The sequence below is a fragment of the Zhenpiania hominis genome (genome assembly GCF_014333425.1).
Classification (GTDB): domain Bacteria; phylum Bacillota; class Clostridia; order Peptostreptococcales; family Anaerovoracaceae; genus Hominibacterium; species Hominibacterium hominis.
In genome coordinates this window covers 113052-130345 of sequence record NZ_JACRYT010000005.1, presented here as the reverse complement: position 1 = coordinate 130345, position 17294 = coordinate 113052, and the positions used below count along the sequence as shown (strand labels likewise).

21 protein-coding genes are annotated in these 17294 nt (G+C 40.5%); 4 read left to right on the top strand and 17 right to left on the bottom strand.

Features of this window, described 5'->3' with window-relative positions:
• The 13 genes from H9L42_RS07145 to H9L42_RS07085 form a co-directional block, all read right to left on the bottom strand.
• Complete coding sequence (locus tag H9L42_RS07145; RefSeq protein WP_187302704.1) at positions 1–762, bottom strand: hypothetical protein; 762 nt, start codon at positions 760–762, stop codon at positions 1–3.
• Complete coding sequence (locus H9L42_RS07140; protein ID WP_187302703.1) at positions 746–1957, bottom strand: DUF5702 domain-containing protein; 1212 nt, start codon at positions 1955–1957, stop codon at positions 746–748. The genes H9L42_RS07145 and H9L42_RS07140 overlap by 17 nt, the downstream gene beginning before the upstream one ends.
• The gene (locus H9L42_RS07135; RefSeq protein ID WP_187302702.1) at positions 1947–2321 is read right to left on the bottom strand and encodes a TadE/TadG family type IV pilus assembly protein; all 375 of its coding nucleotides are present in this window, start codon (positions 2319–2321) and stop codon (positions 1947–1949) included. The genes H9L42_RS07140 and H9L42_RS07135 overlap by 11 nt, the downstream gene beginning before the upstream one ends.
• Positions 2321–2479 carry a Flp1 family type IVb pilin gene (locus H9L42_RS07130; RefSeq protein ID WP_187302701.1) on the bottom strand — a complete coding sequence of 53 codons (159 nt, stop codon included), beginning with the start codon at positions 2477–2479 and terminating at the stop codon, positions 2321–2323. Before H9L42_RS07130 ends, H9L42_RS07135 begins: the two co-directional genes overlap by 1 nt.
• A 12-nt stretch (positions 2480–2491) precedes the next feature.
• Positions 2492–3547, bottom strand: coding sequence for a type II secretion system F family protein (locus tag H9L42_RS07125; RefSeq protein ID WP_187302700.1), 1056 nt, complete (start codon positions 3545–3547; stop codon positions 2492–2494).
• A 7-nt stretch (positions 3548–3554) separates the two neighbouring features.
• Positions 3555–4301: a type II secretion system F family protein gene (locus H9L42_RS07120; protein WP_187302699.1), complete on the bottom strand. Its 747-nt coding sequence runs from the start codon at positions 4299–4301 to the stop codon at positions 3555–3557.
• Positions 4291–4635 (bottom strand): Flp pilus assembly complex ATPase component TadA, encoded by a 345-nt coding sequence (locus H9L42_RS07115; protein ID WP_187302698.1) that lies wholly within the window; start codon positions 4633–4635, stop codon positions 4291–4293. The genes H9L42_RS07120 and H9L42_RS07115 overlap by 11 nt, the downstream gene beginning before the upstream one ends.
• A gap of 112 nt (positions 4636–4747) precedes the next feature.
• Complete coding sequence (locus H9L42_RS17005; protein WP_243235699.1) at positions 4748–5092, bottom strand: DUF6262 family protein; 345 nt, start codon at positions 5090–5092, stop codon at positions 4748–4750.
• A gap of 4 nt (positions 5093–5096) precedes the next feature.
• On the bottom strand, positions 5097–6587 hold the full coding sequence (locus H9L42_RS07105) for a tyrosine-type recombinase/integrase (RefSeq protein WP_187302696.1): 1491 nt from the start codon (positions 6585–6587) through the stop codon (positions 5097–5099).
• 15 nt (positions 6588–6602) lie between these two features.
• Positions 6603–8291, bottom strand: coding sequence for a tyrosine-type recombinase/integrase (locus H9L42_RS07100; RefSeq protein WP_187302695.1), 1689 nt, complete (start codon positions 8289–8291; stop codon positions 6603–6605).
• Positions 8288–9409, bottom strand: a complete 1122-nt coding sequence (locus tag H9L42_RS07095) for a tyrosine-type recombinase/integrase (RefSeq protein WP_187302694.1) — start codon at positions 9407–9409, stop codon at positions 8288–8290. Before H9L42_RS07095 ends, H9L42_RS07100 begins: the two co-directional genes overlap by 4 nt.
• Positions 9410–9786: 377 nt before the next feature.
• Positions 9787–10017: a helix-turn-helix domain-containing protein gene (locus H9L42_RS07090; protein ID WP_187302693.1), complete on the bottom strand. Its 231-nt coding sequence runs from the start codon at positions 10015–10017 to the stop codon at positions 9787–9789.
• Positions 10014–10487, bottom strand: coding sequence for an RNA polymerase sigma factor (locus H9L42_RS07085; RefSeq protein WP_187302692.1), 474 nt, complete (start codon positions 10485–10487; stop codon positions 10014–10016). The genes H9L42_RS07090 and H9L42_RS07085 overlap by 4 nt, the downstream gene beginning before the upstream one ends.
• A 307-nt stretch (positions 10488–10794) precedes the next feature.
• Here H9L42_RS07085 and H9L42_RS07080 point away from each other — a divergent pair, with 307 nt between their 5' ends.
• Positions 10795–11253 (top strand): JAB domain-containing protein, encoded by a 459-nt coding sequence (locus H9L42_RS07080; RefSeq protein ID WP_187302691.1) that lies wholly within the window; start codon positions 10795–10797, stop codon positions 11251–11253.
• A gap of 207 nt (positions 11254–11460) precedes the next feature.
• On the opposite strand, the gene H9L42_RS07075 is transcribed toward H9L42_RS07080, so the two are convergent.
• Positions 11461–11679, bottom strand: coding sequence for a hypothetical protein (locus H9L42_RS07075; protein ID WP_187302690.1), 219 nt, complete (start codon positions 11677–11679; stop codon positions 11461–11463).
• Positions 11680–11824: 145 nt separating this feature from the next.
• Between H9L42_RS07075 and H9L42_RS07070 the strand changes: the two genes are divergently transcribed.
• The 3 genes from H9L42_RS07070 (at position 11825) to H9L42_RS07060 (ending at position 14217) form a co-directional block, all read left to right on the top strand.
• Positions 11825–12064, top strand: a complete 240-nt coding sequence (locus H9L42_RS07070) for a helix-turn-helix domain-containing protein (protein ID WP_187302689.1) — start codon at positions 11825–11827, stop codon at positions 12062–12064.
• A gap of 724 nt (positions 12065–12788) precedes the next feature.
• A complete protein-coding gene (locus H9L42_RS07065) occupies positions 12789–13031 on the top strand; it encodes a YdbC family protein (RefSeq protein WP_187302688.1) in 243 nt (80 codons plus the stop codon).
• Positions 13032–13146: 115 nt separating this feature from the next.
• Positions 13147–14217: a DUF3102 domain-containing protein gene (locus tag H9L42_RS07060; RefSeq protein WP_187302687.1), complete on the top strand. Its 1071-nt coding sequence runs from the start codon at positions 13147–13149 to the stop codon at positions 14215–14217.
• 176 nt (positions 14218–14393) lie between these two features.
• Here the strand turns inward: H9L42_RS07060 and H9L42_RS07055 are convergent, their stop codons facing one another.
• The 3 genes from H9L42_RS07055 to H9L42_RS07045 form a co-directional block, all read right to left on the bottom strand.
• On the bottom strand, positions 14394–14936 hold the full coding sequence (locus H9L42_RS07055) for a LexA family protein (RefSeq protein WP_187302686.1): 543 nt from the start codon (positions 14934–14936) through the stop codon (positions 14394–14396).
• A 410-nt stretch (positions 14937–15346) separates the two neighbouring features.
• A complete protein-coding gene (locus H9L42_RS07050; protein ID WP_187302685.1) occupies positions 15347–16270 on the bottom strand; it encodes a protein kinase domain-containing protein in 924 nt (307 codons plus the stop codon).
• The gene (locus H9L42_RS07045) at positions 16233–17255 is read right to left on the bottom strand and encodes a PfkB family carbohydrate kinase (RefSeq protein ID WP_187302684.1); all 1023 of its coding nucleotides are present in this window, start codon (positions 17253–17255) and stop codon (positions 16233–16235) included. Before H9L42_RS07045 ends, H9L42_RS07050 begins: the two co-directional genes overlap by 38 nt.
• Positions 17256–17294 lie beyond the last annotated feature (39 nt).

Below are 17294 nucleotides of genomic sequence, written 5' to 3'. Positions count from 1 at the left end.
TTATCCTCCTCCACATTTACTGCAGGGTATGTATCCCTTCGCAAGCGCGTCCCTTTTTTCAACTTCAATTGTATATTTATCAACGATTTTACAACTATCTTTATGGTAAACTGTTCCGGCACGCATAAAACAATATACATAGGACCCCGTCAGAACACGCTCGGCTCCGCACAGCTCACATGCTTTAAAACGTTTTTTTAATTCGGCTGTCAGAACCATCTGTCTGGGGTTGTTTGTTACATAAATGCAAGTTTCCTTGTGAAACTTTTTTCCCCACATCGGAAAAATCCATACCAGTGAAGCGTCCCCGTTTTTCTCCATCTCTTTAAAATTCATAGGGCTTCCTCTGCTGTTTTTTCCCACAAATCCTCTGCACTGAATTTTACTTTCCATCTCAAAATTATCTTGCAGATGCAATGGCAGAGATAAATCAAGTTGATATCTGCAGGCCACTGTAATCAAATCCGTTTTTCCTCTGCCACTGTGGCGATATTGAAACTCCGTAATTTTAATATGCCGAATTCGTTTGTTTTCTTCTCTAATCCGCTGTTTCAGTACTGCTGGGAATCCCGGCGCAACCGGTTTTCCATATGCTTGCGCTGCCAGATGCCCCGTTTCATCCATCATAGAATAAGTGATTGTTTCTGCAGTACTGAAAATCTTCATACAATATCCGATGGACAGGATCCCTATTACAAAGATTGGAAGGACAATAGCGGCTTCCAGTGTAAAATACCCCTTTTTATTAATATCTTGTTTCATACGCATATTCCCTGCCGTTAATCACAGCCTTCATCTGAAAGCCGCAGTTTAATGTCCGTATCAAAAAATCTTTGTCACAGCTTCCTTTCATATTAATCTGAATCAAATCCATAATCCGCATCAGTTTGAGTTCCTCATCTTGAAAAGAAAGAAAAATCATTAAATAGTCCTCATAATACAGACCCTTTTTACTTTTTGTCTCAATACATCCTTTTTCTTTATTATCCAGGATCGACTGCAAATCCGTTGCCCAGGTCCTGTCGTCTTTAAACAAAGCTACCGGCTTTTTACGCTCTAAAAGCTTCGCGTCATTTTCTGCCTCTGCAAGAGACCATGTTCCAATCAGAACAGCCTGCGTCACCACGGCGGCCGGTCCCGGCGTTAAAATCTCCGCGGCAGCCAGGGTTTCTGCCCGCTTCTGCGGATTGACATAAAGATAGATAGCATTGAGGCTGCTTCGAAAAAGAACAAGGCCCCTTCGCGTTTTCTCATAATTTTTTTCGTTGCTGTAGTCACCTTCCAATATATATTCCACTTCATTTTCAAAAAAGGACGGCTCAGATGACGGCCTGTCTATTTTATTTTTAAAATGCATAAGAATATATTTATTCATTAGATAGTTTTCTTTTGTTTGATCAAAAATCTGTGTCACATTTCCCATCTGGGAAGCGATATTTTTTCCCCACTCCAGGAAGCTCTCGCTCTGTTCTTTCATAGGTCGCGATGGCAGTCCCTGAATAATCTGCTCGTTCCTCAGAGTCCGGCTTTTTCTGTGTCCCTGAGACTCCTCTTCCTCCACCTCCTGTGAAAACAGATCCTCTGTAATGACAAACTTCATATAATCCAAGATCTGCTCTTTAAAAACCTCCGGATTGCCCAGCGAGTAGTCCCCAAATTTCACTTTAATCTCTTCAAGACGTCGTTCCCCGTTAACCAGCAGCGACTCATTTACATATCCCCTTATGTCGGCCTCCGTGTCACTGCCGTGGCTTTCGAAGGCAAAGATACCATATCGATCTTTCAATTCGGTATGGAATTCTGAAAGAACCGACCTGGAGGCAATCCCTAATAACCCATCTTCATAGCTTTCAAAGGCAATCTCTTTGGCAGCATAGATAAACGCGGCAGTCATGAAAATCACAGCTGTCAGAATAAACACAAGGAACACAGAAGCGCTTCCTTTCTTATTCATCATAAAACTCCCTTTGAGGGATGAGATCGATCTTTCGAATAAAATCCCGTTCATCGTCCAGATATTTGTCTGAATACAGCATTTTCTCTCCCGCTTTCAAAATGCCTCTTTCCTTGGATTGCAAAGTCCCCCGGCAGTATAGCCGCTCTCCTTTCCGGTAAATCGGAAAGGGAGATTGAATGTTTTCTTGATATTGAAGCGTCTGACAGCACTTCCCGCTCTCTGCCCGCAGCGCTTTATGCATGTCGGCCCGTATTTCTGTTTCTCTAAAAAAAATCTGAAACATGTAGATCAAAGCCATTACAGTCAGAATAACCATCGGGAAAACCACCGCCGCTTCTACCATTGCCGTCCCTTTTCGATTCATCAGAAGCCGCTGTTCAGACTTTCGAATGTCTTATTTACAAAGTTTGTTATTTCATTTTTAAAGATCAGTCCTAATATGATGGCAATCGCCACAAGGATCGCCACCTGTACCATCTCCATTCCCCGTTTGTTATTGTGAATCCATTTCTTTCGTTTCATTCTTTATCCCCCTTATATTTCCATCATCGCCGGTGCAATCGTCATCATAATCAAAACAAGCAAAAGAATCATCAGCGGCAGTGTCAGCTTTGTCTCCGCCAGTCTCCCCTTCTCTTCAGACTGCTGCTTTCTTGCCAGCCAGAGCAAGCTGTTTTCCTGTTTCAGCTTTTCCGATAAATCCGCGCCTTTGTTTAAATTGTCGCTCAAAATATTTGATATCCGAATCAGCTCTTTTACGCCGCTCCTCTTTGCAAATTGCTGTAATTCCTGACAGAGCGAGCCGTTTGTTTCCCGAACTGCCCGGCCAATCTGAGTCAGCTGCATATAAAAATAGCTTCCGTGCTTCCCGCTTTTTTCGTAATCATCCACTATTTTCAGAAACGCAGTGTGAAGAACAACTCCCGCGCTTATCAAAAGTATCATTTTGTTGATAAATTGCGGAAGTTCACGAATAATTGATTCTCTGGCTCGTTTTTCTTCCTTCTCCACTGTATAAAAGCGTCCCTTGTACAGCATCCACAGCATTACGACCGCCAGTGTGAAATACAGCATAAGACCGGAATCCTCACTTTTTTTCCATACAAGATTTTCCCCGTTTTTCAGTTCCTTCGGCATCGTTATCTTTGAATTTGTCGTATCCGAGTTAAATCCGGCAATCAGCTGATTTAATTCATCTTCTTCCTTTTCCTCCTCTGTTTTTTCTGGAAGGATCCCATCCTGATCCACTTCCTCTGCACTTCCGAGCGGATCGATCGTTATAAAAATTTCCTTTGTCCTGGCTGACGCGCCTGCTCCCATTTGTACCCGGGCAGAAAAGGAAATTGCGCCCTGCTCCGCGGAAGGTCGTTTTATTTCGATCAGTTCCCCCTTTTGATTAAACCTCATATATTCGTAGCTTTCCTCTCCTTCCGCAAGCCCGAAAAGCAGAGCCGCGCATAAAAAAGCGAGGATTGCGGCACCTGTGAATAGTAGTTTTCTTCTTTCCTTTTCTACCTTTTTTTGAAAGTTCTTTTTTCCATAGAGTCTGGCATACCGCTCGGCAAGGGATCGTTCAAACATCTGTAACATGTTCACTTTACACCTCAATAGCCGTCAAACGCTCAGTCAGAAAAAAGGCAAAAACCAATCCTCCAAGGGCCGCTGTCATAACGATTCTTCCTGTCAGAGTTGTGTACAGAGGTTCCAGATAATCCGGAGAAAACAGATTTAAAAGCAGCAAAATCGCAAAGGGCATCATACTGATAATCTTCCCTTCAAATTTCTTCTGCGCAGTCAAAGTCCGTATCTCGCTTTCAATATTAATCTTATCTACGATAATCTCAGTCGTACTTTTAATCACTTTTTCAAGATTCCCTCCCATCGTTCTACAGGTCATATAAACCTGAACGAAATTATCAATATCTTCACAGTGACTTCTCTTTGCAAAATCAAGAAAAATCTGTATGTCGCTTTCTCTGTTCTCAGATATATTTTTGACCATGTATTTCAATTCACTTATGAGGGGAGTGCTTTCATCATAGAGCATTCTAAGGCTTTCAAGGCCGTTTGCCAAGGCCTCAGAAATCTGAAAATTTGCCGCAATCGATGCGGAAAGTGAATACAACAGGTCCTTAAATTGTATTGTAAGAAGCGTCCGTCTTTTCTCCGCTTTCCATTGCCTATAGTTCCTCAGCGCAAAATAGGGAAGGATTCCTCCTGCCAAAGAAAAAGCAATACTGTGATAAAACAAAAAGAGCACTGTAAAGGTTACCATATACCCTGCCACTAAAAAAGTGATCGTTTCTTTTCCAGACAATCTGTATTCTGAATAATCAATTTCCATATGCCGCTATCCCTCTGAGTTCCAGCTTTTCTGTATGAATCAAATGATTTGTTGTCCGAATCAGCCCCTTGGAAGGCCGATAACGAAAAAGCATATTGATCTGTATTTCCCCCTGAGAAACACCATCGATCTCGGCAATCTCCAAAACCTTGCGGCTCCCGTCCGACAGTCTCCCCAAATGTATAATCAGATCAATTCCCTCTGCAATTTGCGCCCGTATGGCATCTATAGGGAAATCTGCCGCCTGCAGGAACATGGATTCCAGCCGCCGGAGCATACCGGAAATGGAATTTCCGTGTCCGGTGGACAAACTCCCGTCATGCCCTGTATTCATTGCCTATATATGTACTCCTGTTCTTTTCCCATAAAAAAAGCCGTTGCAGCCTTTAGAATTACAACGGTTCTACATAATACACAATATGCACACTTATAGTTCATTAACGGGATTACATTCTGTCCTTTCTCGTTAAAAATCCAAGCTCATATTTTTTTAAGACTTGCTCCAGTCTCTTTTTTTCTTCTATCAAATAATCTCGCTCTGCTTTCAACTTCTCAATCTCTTTATCACGTGGATCTATAAACTCTCCTACAGGTTCCTGAACCCCAGTTGCCTGCTCCTTTTCCCAAAGGTCTCTGATTTCTTTCATTTTATAAAAGTACCCTCTTGATAATCCGGTACGTTGCACCAATGTTGCAACTGAAATCGGAAGGCCTTCCTGTTTCAGAGAAAAAATGGCCTTCCGAGCAAGCTGTTCCTTTTCCTGATTTCGTTTCCGATTAACTTCAAGCATTTTCTCATACTTCTTCATAACCCCACTCCTGTAAATATGGCCGTATGCGCCGATCCAGCTTGTTGCGCATCTCTCTTGTCTCTTCTGCTAACTGTTTGCTACCTAACATCCGGTAATGTCGTATCGATCGTAACGTAGAATGTCCAAGAAGCTGCATAATCGTATAATCATCCAGCCCCAATTCCGCCAATTTCTTTCCATAATTATGCCGAAAAATATGTGTACCAAATTGAAGGAGAGTTCCCTGATCATCTAAGATTTGTTTTTCTCGAATCATTGCCTTCAATTGATATTCCACTTTCCCATAGGACATCGGTTTTTCCGGATGGCGATCCTGAACGAAGATATAGTCCGTTTCTCCATGGTTCTGAAAGGTATTCGAAATTGCGGCCTGCACCAACTGCATCACCTCCTCCGTGATTGGCTTTTCATAGGATGTCGTTTTCGGCTGGTGGATGCGAATCACAAAACCTGCACACTTCTCAAGAAGACAGTCGGTTCGCAGCGTCAGTGTATCTGAAATTCGAAGCCCCAGAATCTGATGCAGGAACAGTGCCCGTGCAACTTGTGGTTCCAATGTTACAATTCCTTGATTCAGTCGTTTCAGTTCTTCTTCCGAATAGATTTTCATTTTGATTGTAATCCGTGTCTTAAAATCTGTTTTTAAAAAGAGATTGGTCAAATGCGGCCATTCCTTCATTTGTCCGAGATCAATGAATACATTCTTTAAATGTACAAACTGCGAAGCATAACTGGAACTTTTCAGTTTTGATTCTGTCCGTACATAGATAAGGTAGTCTTCCAGTTGCACTCTTTGAATCTGTTTAAACGACTCCACTTCTGGGAAGCTCTTCTGCAAAAAACGGGAAAAAGCGGTTACTGCCCACAATTCCAGCCGCAGTGTCTCCGCCGCTTTATATCGAGCATGAAAAGCCAACACGTCTTTCACTTCCTGTCGCATTGCATCTTGTTTGATTCCTACAAAATCTAACCGATAATGTGGATTGATTGGATTTTGTTCCGGAGGAATATCCAGGGAACGCAAGTCCCACGGATCCGAAACTTCCGACTCCTCCTTTTTGCCTAAAAATCGATAGATCTTTTTTAAATAACAGATTGCATCCGCATCCTGATAAGTATATTTCCCTCTATCCTTACGATAGTGCTTCTTATACACCACATACCCATTTGCAAGCAGCCATGCGGTCAGACTCTGTTTAAGTTCCTCATAGGTTTTTTCATGAAAACTTTTCAACTCAGATTCCTTTTCTTCTAAAAACCGACAAACCTGTCGACAGGGAGATTTCTCCTTTTTCCAGGTAGTAAATGAAACCTCTTGTACACGAGTGTCCAGAAAGGTGCGTAGTTCCTCCCGCAGCTTCTCCTTCTTGAGCCAATGTAAAGGAGCCTTCCATGCTTCTTCACGATGTTTGCTGCGTGCATCCGAACACGCTTGCAGTTCCAATCCATTGCTTTGGTGTGCCTGTTTTTTCATTTCTTTATTCCTTCCTTAGTCTTTCATAAATTCATTTTCATGTTCCATAAAATAAGCGTGGCTTTTTTCCTGAATCTGCCTGGGAATTCCATCAATATAGGCTTTCGTCATATCATCATGGTCATGTCCTAAGAATTCCCGGACAACCTGAAGGTTGGATTCCTCAAAGAGTTCTGTTGCAAACCAGTGCCGAAAGGCATGTGCTCGAAACTGGTACCCATCTTGCGCAAAGTTCCATTTCCCGCAGGCCATTCGCATCCGATTCGTAAACGTCTGCGCATTATACGCATCCCCTTTTGCATTTTGAAACAGGTAGTCATTCGCCGTTCTACGTTCGGTTTCGATATACTGCTTCAGCATCTGATACAATCCGTCCGGAATGGGGATCCGTTTTTCTTTTCGAAGCTTGGACTGGTACAGTCGAATCCATCCATCGGTCCCATCATGGGACAGACAATCTCCAGTCAACACACACACCTCATTTTTTCGAAGTCCGGTACAAAAAAGGGTCACAACCATCAGCCGAAGTGTTGTATCCAAATCGGACAAGGCATCTATAACTTCCTCCATTCGTTTTTCTGTCACATTCCCCCTATAGTGGTACGGCTGGCTTTTTCGAATATGAAGTGCGCTGTCAAACGGAACGGACAGGTTCTCCCGAACAGACAGATAATGGAACATCTGGCTTAACACAATCACCTTTCGATTGATAGTTTCCGCACAATCAGTCTTCTCTGCATGCAGAAAGTCTTCCAACACGGAATCCTTCAGTTCTGTGAAAGAAATGGCTTCCTGTTCCAGAAAGCGGAAACATGATTTGCACACACTATAATGAAAACGAATCGTTGCAATCGAAAGTTCCGTTGCACCCAGCAAGTAACGAAGATACTGCTGCCCATATCTCCGATGCTCCGGATCTTGGATTTCTAAAAAGGAAAACTGACGGACTGGATTAGCCACGTTCACCCTTGCCGAATCCAAATGAAAGCGTTCTAAATACCAGACGCTTGCATCCCAACAGATGGAATCCGATTGCAGAAATAAGGTCTTTCGAAAATAAGAGAGCGCTGATTTTCGGTAGCGTTGCAGATGGGGTGTTTGATTTAAATACAGTTCAAATCGCTTTTCGTCTGCCAAATCCAGGTGCAGAATCGAAGAAAGGTGATACCGAATACCAAACGCATAGAGTTGTTTGAGTACCAGAAGCCTGGCTCTCCGAAGCTTCCGATCCATTGGCTGCATTAAAATTGTATTCAGAAGTTCAAACACCTGATCGGTAAAAGATTCTGAAGCAGGTTGGGAAAAGTCCCAAAGCAGTTCTTCCTTATCCGCTGTTTTGAAAAGCTCCTTTGCAATTCTCGTATCTGGATGATAAAGAAGAAAGATGCGATCGTCAGTAAACGAAAGGCGCTTTTCGACAACTGTAAGTGGCTGCATTTCCTGATACCAAAGTTTGAATTGATCCAAAGCATGCAGATATTCCGCATGCTTTTTCTTTACTCCAGTCTGAAGCAGATACACTCCATACGCTTCCCGATCCGAATAGGTAATCTCTTTTGCGGAACGGTGTGGATAAGAAGTGAAAAAGGAACAAAGCTTCTGTTTTTGCCGTTCCGCAAGAACCGGACAGGCTTCGATTTCCTGCAAAATCCCAAGGGCAGAAAGCCCTGTATCTGCTCGCTGGCTCTGTACATTCGATTTCATTCTTGCCCTCCGTTTCCAATCAGCGTCGAAATCTGCGTAAGCGCTTCAGTCTGTTCAAAATACGTTTGAGACGCACTGCGCAGCGTTTCCTCTTCCAGATTCAGATAGTTGCGCGTGGTCTCTAGCTGCCTGTGACCAAGAGCTTTACTAATCAAAAGCAACTCCCAGCCTGCATTGTACCGTGCATTAGCAAAATAATGACGGAGTTGATGTGGATGGCTTGCAATTCCGGTTTTCTGTTCCAATCGTTTTAGCATCGCATAAACGCTTTGTACCTTCATGGGTTGGCCAAGCTGTTTTCCTTCTAAGTTCACGAATAGATAATCCGAATATCCATTCTTTCTGCATTGTGTCAGATAGGTTGTTAAATGAGAAAAGGTGGTCGGACTTAAAAGTGCCTTTCGATATTCTGCGTTTTTTGCTCTCGCCTGATTTTTATTATTGGATCGAAACTGGACTTGAATTTGTCTGGAAGAAAAATCAATATCCTCCAATCGAATTCCCAGAATCTCTCCAATTCGAAATCCGGTTTCTGCCAGAAGTAGCAGAAGCAGGGAATCTCTCAGATTCGTACAAGCTGCCACGAGTGCTCCGATACGTTCTGCTGTAATGCTATCCCCTTTGGATGGCTCCTCTCTGAAGAAACCTCGAAATCGCCTGATCATTTTATGCTTCCGAATGCCACAGGAAGTTATAAAGGTGTTCTCCTGTTCCGAAAGCACTTTTAATTCTTCCGTTCCCTGCTGTTCAAGATAACGGTAAAATTCTAATACATCTCTCAGGTACATATTACAGGTTCGATTACTTGGCAATTTTCCTTTACGATCCGTATGGTTCCCATTTTTTAACCAATTCAAAAATTCAATGAAATGCTCGTGCTGGAACGCAAAAGAAAGTTGCCAGATCTCTTCTTTTCTTAAATCCTTTTGTTTTAGAAACTCGCAGTAATACATAATGGAAAATGCCGCGCGCTTCACCGTATTGGGTGATAGGTTCGTACGAATCCGATAGGCAAGATACTGACTTTCTTCCGGAAGCATACAAAAATCAGTCATTCTCCGAATAATATAATAAACGATTTCCTGCTCTTTGATAGATTCCACCTGATAAAACTTCATAATTCCCTCTCATTTCTTTTCCATTCTTACACTATCTACATTATACACGCAAAAAACAGGGTTCCTTTTTTATTTAATTCATACTGAACGATCAATTTTTATCTGCAAAAAGGCGGCTGTTGGATGCAGCTCCGCAGTCCTGCAAGTGCAGTCCTTTCCCATTCCCGTGGGCACCGTACATCTGACGGACGTATCATGATTCTTTTCTGCAGTTCTTCGCAGACAGAGTTTCCCTCCCTGTTTGATCGGTTGTAGAGTTCGCTCGCCTATAAACAGGGTCCTGGCGTACAATCGAAACTCGCTCCCTGCAGTTCAAACGTACCTTTCGCAGTATGAAATTGTAAAGGTTCCAATAAAAAGCGAAATCACTTTTTCTTTTATTTGCGGATTTGGAATTTTAGAACCGCAACAATCAGGTGCAGTTCCAATATTTTTTGAAGTTGACTGTCTATTGTAAGACGTTCATTTCCCAAATGGTCGTAGAGTTTGTCCACTGACAATTTATTAATATACCCCTTATAATGATTCAGGATCTGCTCCATTGCGAGAGTGTCTCCCTTGATTGCACCAGTAATGACAGGAAATGTAATACGTGTATAACGGCTCATTCGTTCTTTGCCCCTTGGTCCATCAAAGATTTTAACCTCTGTAACGCCGCCTCCCTTCGGTATCGGACCGTTGTTTTGGGAAGTGCTAACTGAGTTGCAATCTCTCTGTCGCTAATTCCCATTGCATAGTGGCAAATAAGAATCATCTGCTTCTCTTCGGATAGTTGCAACAGGGCCTTATAGAGCGTTTCATCTTTCAACTCGATTGCATAATCTCCAAACTGAATCATATCTGCAAAATACTCATCCATCGTAGAGAAAAATTGATCCAGTTTTCTTTGCTGCGTCTCATCAAAGGAAAGCTCTTTCCTACGAAGACAGGCTTGCTGCCGTTTGTAATCAACCAGTTTGTTTTTCAGGGTACGCTTGCAGTAAGCATCAAATTCCCGTTCTACTTTTTCATAAAAAGAAATGACTATCACCTTCCCTTTCAAGCGTATGTTTATAAAGTGATTTCGCTTCACAATCATAGAACGATCTCACTATCTGGATCGTGCTGAAATATCGGTTTTTTTGTCAAATATTTTCTCTTTATAAAAATAGAACGGACTGGGCGCACCAGTCCTGCGGATCCCAGGAATCTTTAGTTTCCGTCGTTCTGTGTTCCTGTCAAGGTCGCTCTCCTGATTTTGTCCCTTTTTTTTGCAAAAAAAATAGAAAAATAAGTCGTTCTCCCTATGACATCCCATCCTCACTCCGTACTATGCCTGATATCCCAAGTATCCGCACTTTGATTTGCAGTGTACAAACTATCATTCATGGGAGGGAGGAACCCATATGAACACACCATATGAATATGTCAAGTACAAACTGCAGCTCGTAAAAGAAGATTCCGTTGAATCTTTGGAGCACTACGAAATTTCAAGTCCCATTCCGGCCCATCAATTTTTAACCAAAATTTGCAAACTACATTTAAATCCACAGGAAGTCTTTCTTGTGATTGCGCTGAATGCAAAAGGAAGCATTATCGGCTATCATACGGCGTCGATCGGGATTCTGAATTCCACACTGATTCATCCAAGAGAGATCTTCAAATTTCTGATTCAATGCAATGCATCCGCCGCTATTCTCGCTCACAATCATCCTTCTGAAAATCCAAATCCCAGCAAGAAAGATTTTGAAACTACAAAACAATTAGTCCAAGCAGGTAAACTTCTTAGAATTCCTGTTCTGGATCATATTATCGTTGGTAATGAAAGTGATTTTATCAGTCTGAAAGAATGGAATTTCGTCTAAACAAATAAAAAATCTCCTACATACTTTATCTGGCATAAGCGCAGAGTAAACGCATCGAATTTGTTGATTTCAGCACTTTGATGCGTTTTTCTTTCATAGAAACGCTCGATTGTTCTATGAAATCAATAGGATGGACAGATTGGAAATATGAAAATGAAATAAAAAATTTCTGACTTGAAAGCTTTTTAAGAAAATACCGCGTTTCTTCTACTTTACGTCATTCTCTTTGTATCCTTTAGAAGTGTCCTGATTTAGTTCTTTCTTTTTATAGGGATAAAACAGAAAGGCAATTCGGCTTAACCCTCTCACCAACTGTATATAACTTACGATCTCCTGATACAAATCTCCTGGCAGTTCCATTTTTAAAATCTTTTTAATGGCTTCCTCATGTACTTCGATTTGCTGCTTTGCTTTCGTACTTAGCATTTTATCCCCATTTCTTAAATCTACTATCTGCGTCTCTGCTATCATTATACCATAGCATACAGTAAATTATAATTGACTCAACTCTAAACGCCTTATTTTCTAACTCTCTTCTGGCTATAATACTAGGCAGGAGGTTCCTTAAGCTATGGTATATTTAAACTTAAAAGAAGTGTTGAAAAAAAGTGGAAAAAGCAAGTATTGGCTTGTAAGAAAGCTGGATACAAATTATACAGCACTGAATAAAATGCTGGAAAATGAGACTTCCTCCATCAGTTTTGCAACGATTGATAAATTATTAAAACTGTTTGACTGTCCGATTGAAGAATTATTTGTTGTTGAACAGGACAAGCAACCGGAAGAAACGGAATCAAATTCCTCTCTCTAATCATTCTTTTGAACTTTTTTCATTTCTGCAGATTCCCTGCCACCTTATATACTGAAAGATTCCTTTGTTATCAGGGGTAACCGGAATTCTTTTTGGTTTCCTTTCTGAGAAAAACAAGATTCTTCTACTTTTTAATCGCATTTTGCTCTTTCAAAGGAACTATTTTCTACATAAAGCTCCTACACGTCTCTACTCGCAATGATCCTGATTTATTTGAAATTCCTATTTCCGGATCAAAAGGCTGTTCGGCCTAATAAAACGGAAATCTTATACATACACATGTTTTTTACGATTTCACAGGAATTTATATAAGATTGACTTCCATTATTTTTCCCATATATACCGTTATGTCCTTGCAGCTTTTGTCTTATCTTTCTATCCATGAAAATTCTCTGCAAGTCTCTGCCTGCATTTTTCTAATCGGTTCGTTCTCCACATTGCCTGGAGAACGTTTTTATATGCAATCGGTTCTTTTAAGTGACCTTAAAAGGATGCTTATTCTGTGGGTGGCCATGATTGGTCGTTCGCTGGCTGACGTCAAGGGTGCATCCGCAACTTTTTAACATTTTTCTCCTTCGAAAAAAAATCTGAAAAAGTCTTACGCCCTTGACTGGCCTTCTCACTTCCGCTGCGCTACCACTACCACAGATATAAGCATTCACCACCACATTCGGTGGCAAAAATCTATTTCTTAATTCAACCATTTTGGAAAGGAGAACACAATATGGCAATTCAGAGAACAGAAAGAGAAGAAATCGTATTTGAAATCAAAGAACGAATCGGAATCATTACCGAATACCCAACCGGGTGGAATAAGGAATTGAATCTTGTCTCTTGGAATGGAAATGCACCCAAATATGATATCCGTGACTGGGATCCGGAGCATGAACATATGTCAAGAGGGATTACCTTTCACCCAAAAGAAATACGGACATTAATCGCCTTATTAAACAATCGAGAAATCTAACCGTATCTTTTGAGGCAGGCAGGGTTCTCGGCTCTGCCTGCTGGAAAGGTCTATATCACAACCTTAACAAGATTGATAAAAGAAAGGGAGTTTCATCATGAAGAACAATACAGAAATGAAAAAAGAAGAACATACCGCTATGGCAACTACAAACGAAAGCTTTGTTGAAATGGATCATTCGCAACAGGAAACACAGCTTGTAACAGAAATCCGCATGATCACCGCCCAAACGCAGCAAACCGTCCTCCTAAATTCCATTGAAATTGGGAAACGGTTGACTGAGGCAAAGCAGATTATCAAACATGGGAAGTGGGCAGATTGGTTGAAAGAGCGTGTTGAGTTTTCTCAGCGCACAGCGAATAACCTAATGAAGCTTTATGAAGAATATGGTAAAACTGGCCTTGCAAATTCGCAGACGTTTGCGAATATCGGATATTCTCAGGCATTACAATTATTAGCACTTCCTTCCGAAGATCGAGAACCTTTTGTACAGAAAAATAATGTGACGGACATGTCCATTGCACAACTAAAAAAGATGATTCAAGAAGCGAAACAGGAAAATGTGGTACTTCAAGAAAAGATAACGGTATTCGAGAAAAAAGAACAAGAACAGAAAAAACAAGAGGCAGAAAATCAAAACAGGATCGAAGCCCTGACAAAAAAAATTTCCTCTCTGGAAGATCAGGCTCTACAGGCAGAAAAGAATCGTGACACGGAAGTACAGAAACAGTTGGAGCAATTAGTTGCAGAAGAGCGGGAAAAGCTGAAAAAAGCGGAACAGGAAAAATCGTCTTTACTTAAAGAAAAAGAAGCCCTTATTTCCGCTCACCAAAAAGAGTTAAACGCCTTACAACAGGCAGAAAAAGAGGCAACGGAAAAAGTGTTGCGAAAAAAAGACGATGAAATGCGCAAAGCAACAGAAAAATTCAATCAACAGTTGGAAAAGTTAAAAGAAAAGGCAGAAAAGCTGGATGCTGACAAAAAAGCAGCAAATCTTCGTGCCAGAATGGCAAAGGAAGCTGTAAAATGTGAATACATTTTACTCAGTCTTCAACAAACTTACGAGGATTTAGAAGAAAGTCTCAGTCGGCTCCGGAAACTAAATTCTAAGACGGCCGAAGAATTAAAAGCTTCCATCAGCGATGTGCTTACGTCCATGGCAGAACGGATGGAAGTGAAAAAATAAATATGGATAAATTGGAAGAGCACTCCCTCAAAAATCTCTGCAAGCATTGAATGATAGCTAATGCAGGGATTTTTCTCTTAAAATTTTCACACACAGTGAACGTACTTTTCGTCAGTTTACATTTTCTAGACTTAATCTAAACTGCATTTTCTGTCTTTAAAAATTTCATACCTGCACTATAGTGAAATGATGACTTTTATTGCAACACCGTGAATTTTCAGCCTGCGGGCAGAAAAGTCTGACTCGCTGAAAATAAAAGGCGGGTAATCACCGCTTGACGATGCAGTGAAAACGAACCCAGTCCCCTGCTTGTATAATTTTCTCAAGAGCATCTCTTGAGCATCCGCAATGGAAAAGCATACGATCTGACCCGAATGGGCGTAATCGTTTTTTTGAATAAGAACTTTGGAACCATTTGGGATACAAAATGATGCCATACTATCATCGGCAGCAGTGAAATAAAAGGAATCGGAATCTGATTCTCTGCCAGTAGGAATCTTTCTATCACAAGGCACATCATATCCCATAAGCCATGCCTCGGAGACATCCAAAGCAGAAGCCAGCTTATACAAAGTCTCCTGCCTTGGAGTAAAAGCTCCACTCAAATACTGACTCATTGCACTTTTTCCTATACCCGTCATTTTACAAAGTTCCACCTGCATGATATCTCTTTCTCTGAGGATATCATGCAATCTTTCTGCGAAAGTAATCCTTCCCATATTCTTCTCCTGTAGTATTATGAACATGCGCCCTACCTGCCAATTATAATATTTTAGACTTAGCAACTAATTTCAAACCGCCAAGCATCCATTGTCATATTTTCCAGACTTCGCTTTGCCTGCCAGCCCAGTACATATTTCACCTTTTCAACGGACGCATAGCATTCTACCACATCACCCGGGCAACGTAGGACGAAGCGATACGGTACCTTTACACTGTTTATCTTTTGAAGGGTTTCGAGTAGTTCTAGAACGCTGACACCTTGCTCAGTTCCCAGATTAAATGCATGAAATCTCGGGTTCCTGTTCAGAAATTCCAAGGCTGATACATGCCCCTTTGTCACATCGACCACATGAATATAATCCCAAACACCAGTAACGCCTCTTGCTATATAAAATTCACGATAGGTTCATGGATATACAGCATAGATTTTATATACCTCCATCATTTCTTGAAGAACATATTCTGGAGTTGCCCGTATATTATAATCCATGTTTAACATTTTCCTTATTAAACAGTTGAGCCTTTTTACGATTCTATATTCTACATTATATTCATCAACTTCAGAAAAGGAAATGTTCAAATCATCCAACTTCATTTTAGATGGCTGTAACGGATTTTTTCCTGTAAACAGTCTACCGTATACAAGTCCCATTTGAAAAGTGTCAGATTCTATACGAAGAATGTCTTCCTTCTTCGCAAATCGAACCAGTTCTGGTGTACGATAAAACCTCGGTATCGTATCTGATATATCTAGAATATCCTCTGCTTCGCCATCATCCCATTCTGATATTAGTAATCGTTCTTTGTTTAAGTTTTTGATTAGTCCAAAATCCCCCAAAACTGCATTTTCTCCATCTGTAAGAATATTTAATGGCTTTATGTCACGATGAAGCGTATTTAACCTTTTCAGCCAGCATAGTACGGATGCCATTTGACATGCAAAACATAGTTTTTTCTCAAAGCTCATTTCAAAATTGATAATGTAATCTTCTAATGTATATGGCAAATATGAAATTACAACAAATGGATATCTTTTATTTGTTACTTGATAATATCCTTCATCATAATACTTTACCGTATATAAATGTTGATGTTGACGCAGGAAAGAAACTTCACGAAAAAATCGTTTTACTCGTTTTCCCTCCAAATTATATTGTATCTTTATTGCAACAAACATTCCTTTCCGTAAACCTTCTATGCCTAACGCATAGTATACAACATTATTCTTCCCAAGCCCTATAGCCCTAATTATTAGATACTTGCTACCCTTCGTTGTGAGAGTTTTGCCTTTATCAATATGTAATTTTTGAGAAATATCTGAAGCTGTCATGATTACGCCACCTTTCATAGGTATTCATTACATCATCAAATAGCATACGTCCTGTTGTACCAATTTCAGTTACACACAATGATGCTGTTACTGCTCCAATTAGACCAGAAGTATAAAGTGAAGTTCCACAACAAAAGGCAGTAACAAAACCACTAGTAAATGCGTCACCAGCACCACGAGAATCTATAGGCTGTTCTATTTCTCTTGCAGGAATATGAGTCACTTTACCGTCTACTACTATAAATGCACCCTCTTTATCTTTCGTTACAATAAGGGTCTGCCCTGTTTCCTTACTTATCTTTTTGCATGAGTCTTGAAATGTTATTGAACTATCATATAATTCGGATTCCATAAATTCTTTATAGTTGCATTTAATAATCGCATTTTTTACCTTTCCAATGTGTTTTCTAGAATCAAAACAAACTATTTTTTTATTACCTATATATGATAAAGTTTTCGCAACTAACGAAGTAATAACACCACAGTCTTCCGTATCTAGTTGATCTAGCGCAATTATTGCGTCTAAATCATTCTCATTTGCTAATTTATATATGGCACTTGAAATTTGCTTCTGTATTTCTATGGGGGTCACACTATCATTTAAGTAATCATATTCACAGATTTCACTTTGCACAGAACCTTTTTGAAGTACCATAGTGTACGTTGGTGTAATACAAGCATCAGTTACAATAAGTCCCTCACAATCAATGCCTAGTGCAGTCATTGAATTTCTTAGATCGACTCCATTACTGTCATTTCCGATAAATCCAATAGCATAGATATGTCCAACACCCAGATTAGCCAAGTTTTTTGCAATTGTTCCCGCTGCTCCAGCATATTTCCTAACCTCATTGACATGATATACTGGACCGTTGCCATAAAGGGATTTATTTGTCCTATTTGTATCTATATAAATAAATCTGTCAAGAAAATAATCTCCAATTACCGCAATTGAAATATTCTGTAAATGTCTTTTATTTAACACCCAATTAGTTTCTCCTTCTCATAATTTTTAGATCACAAA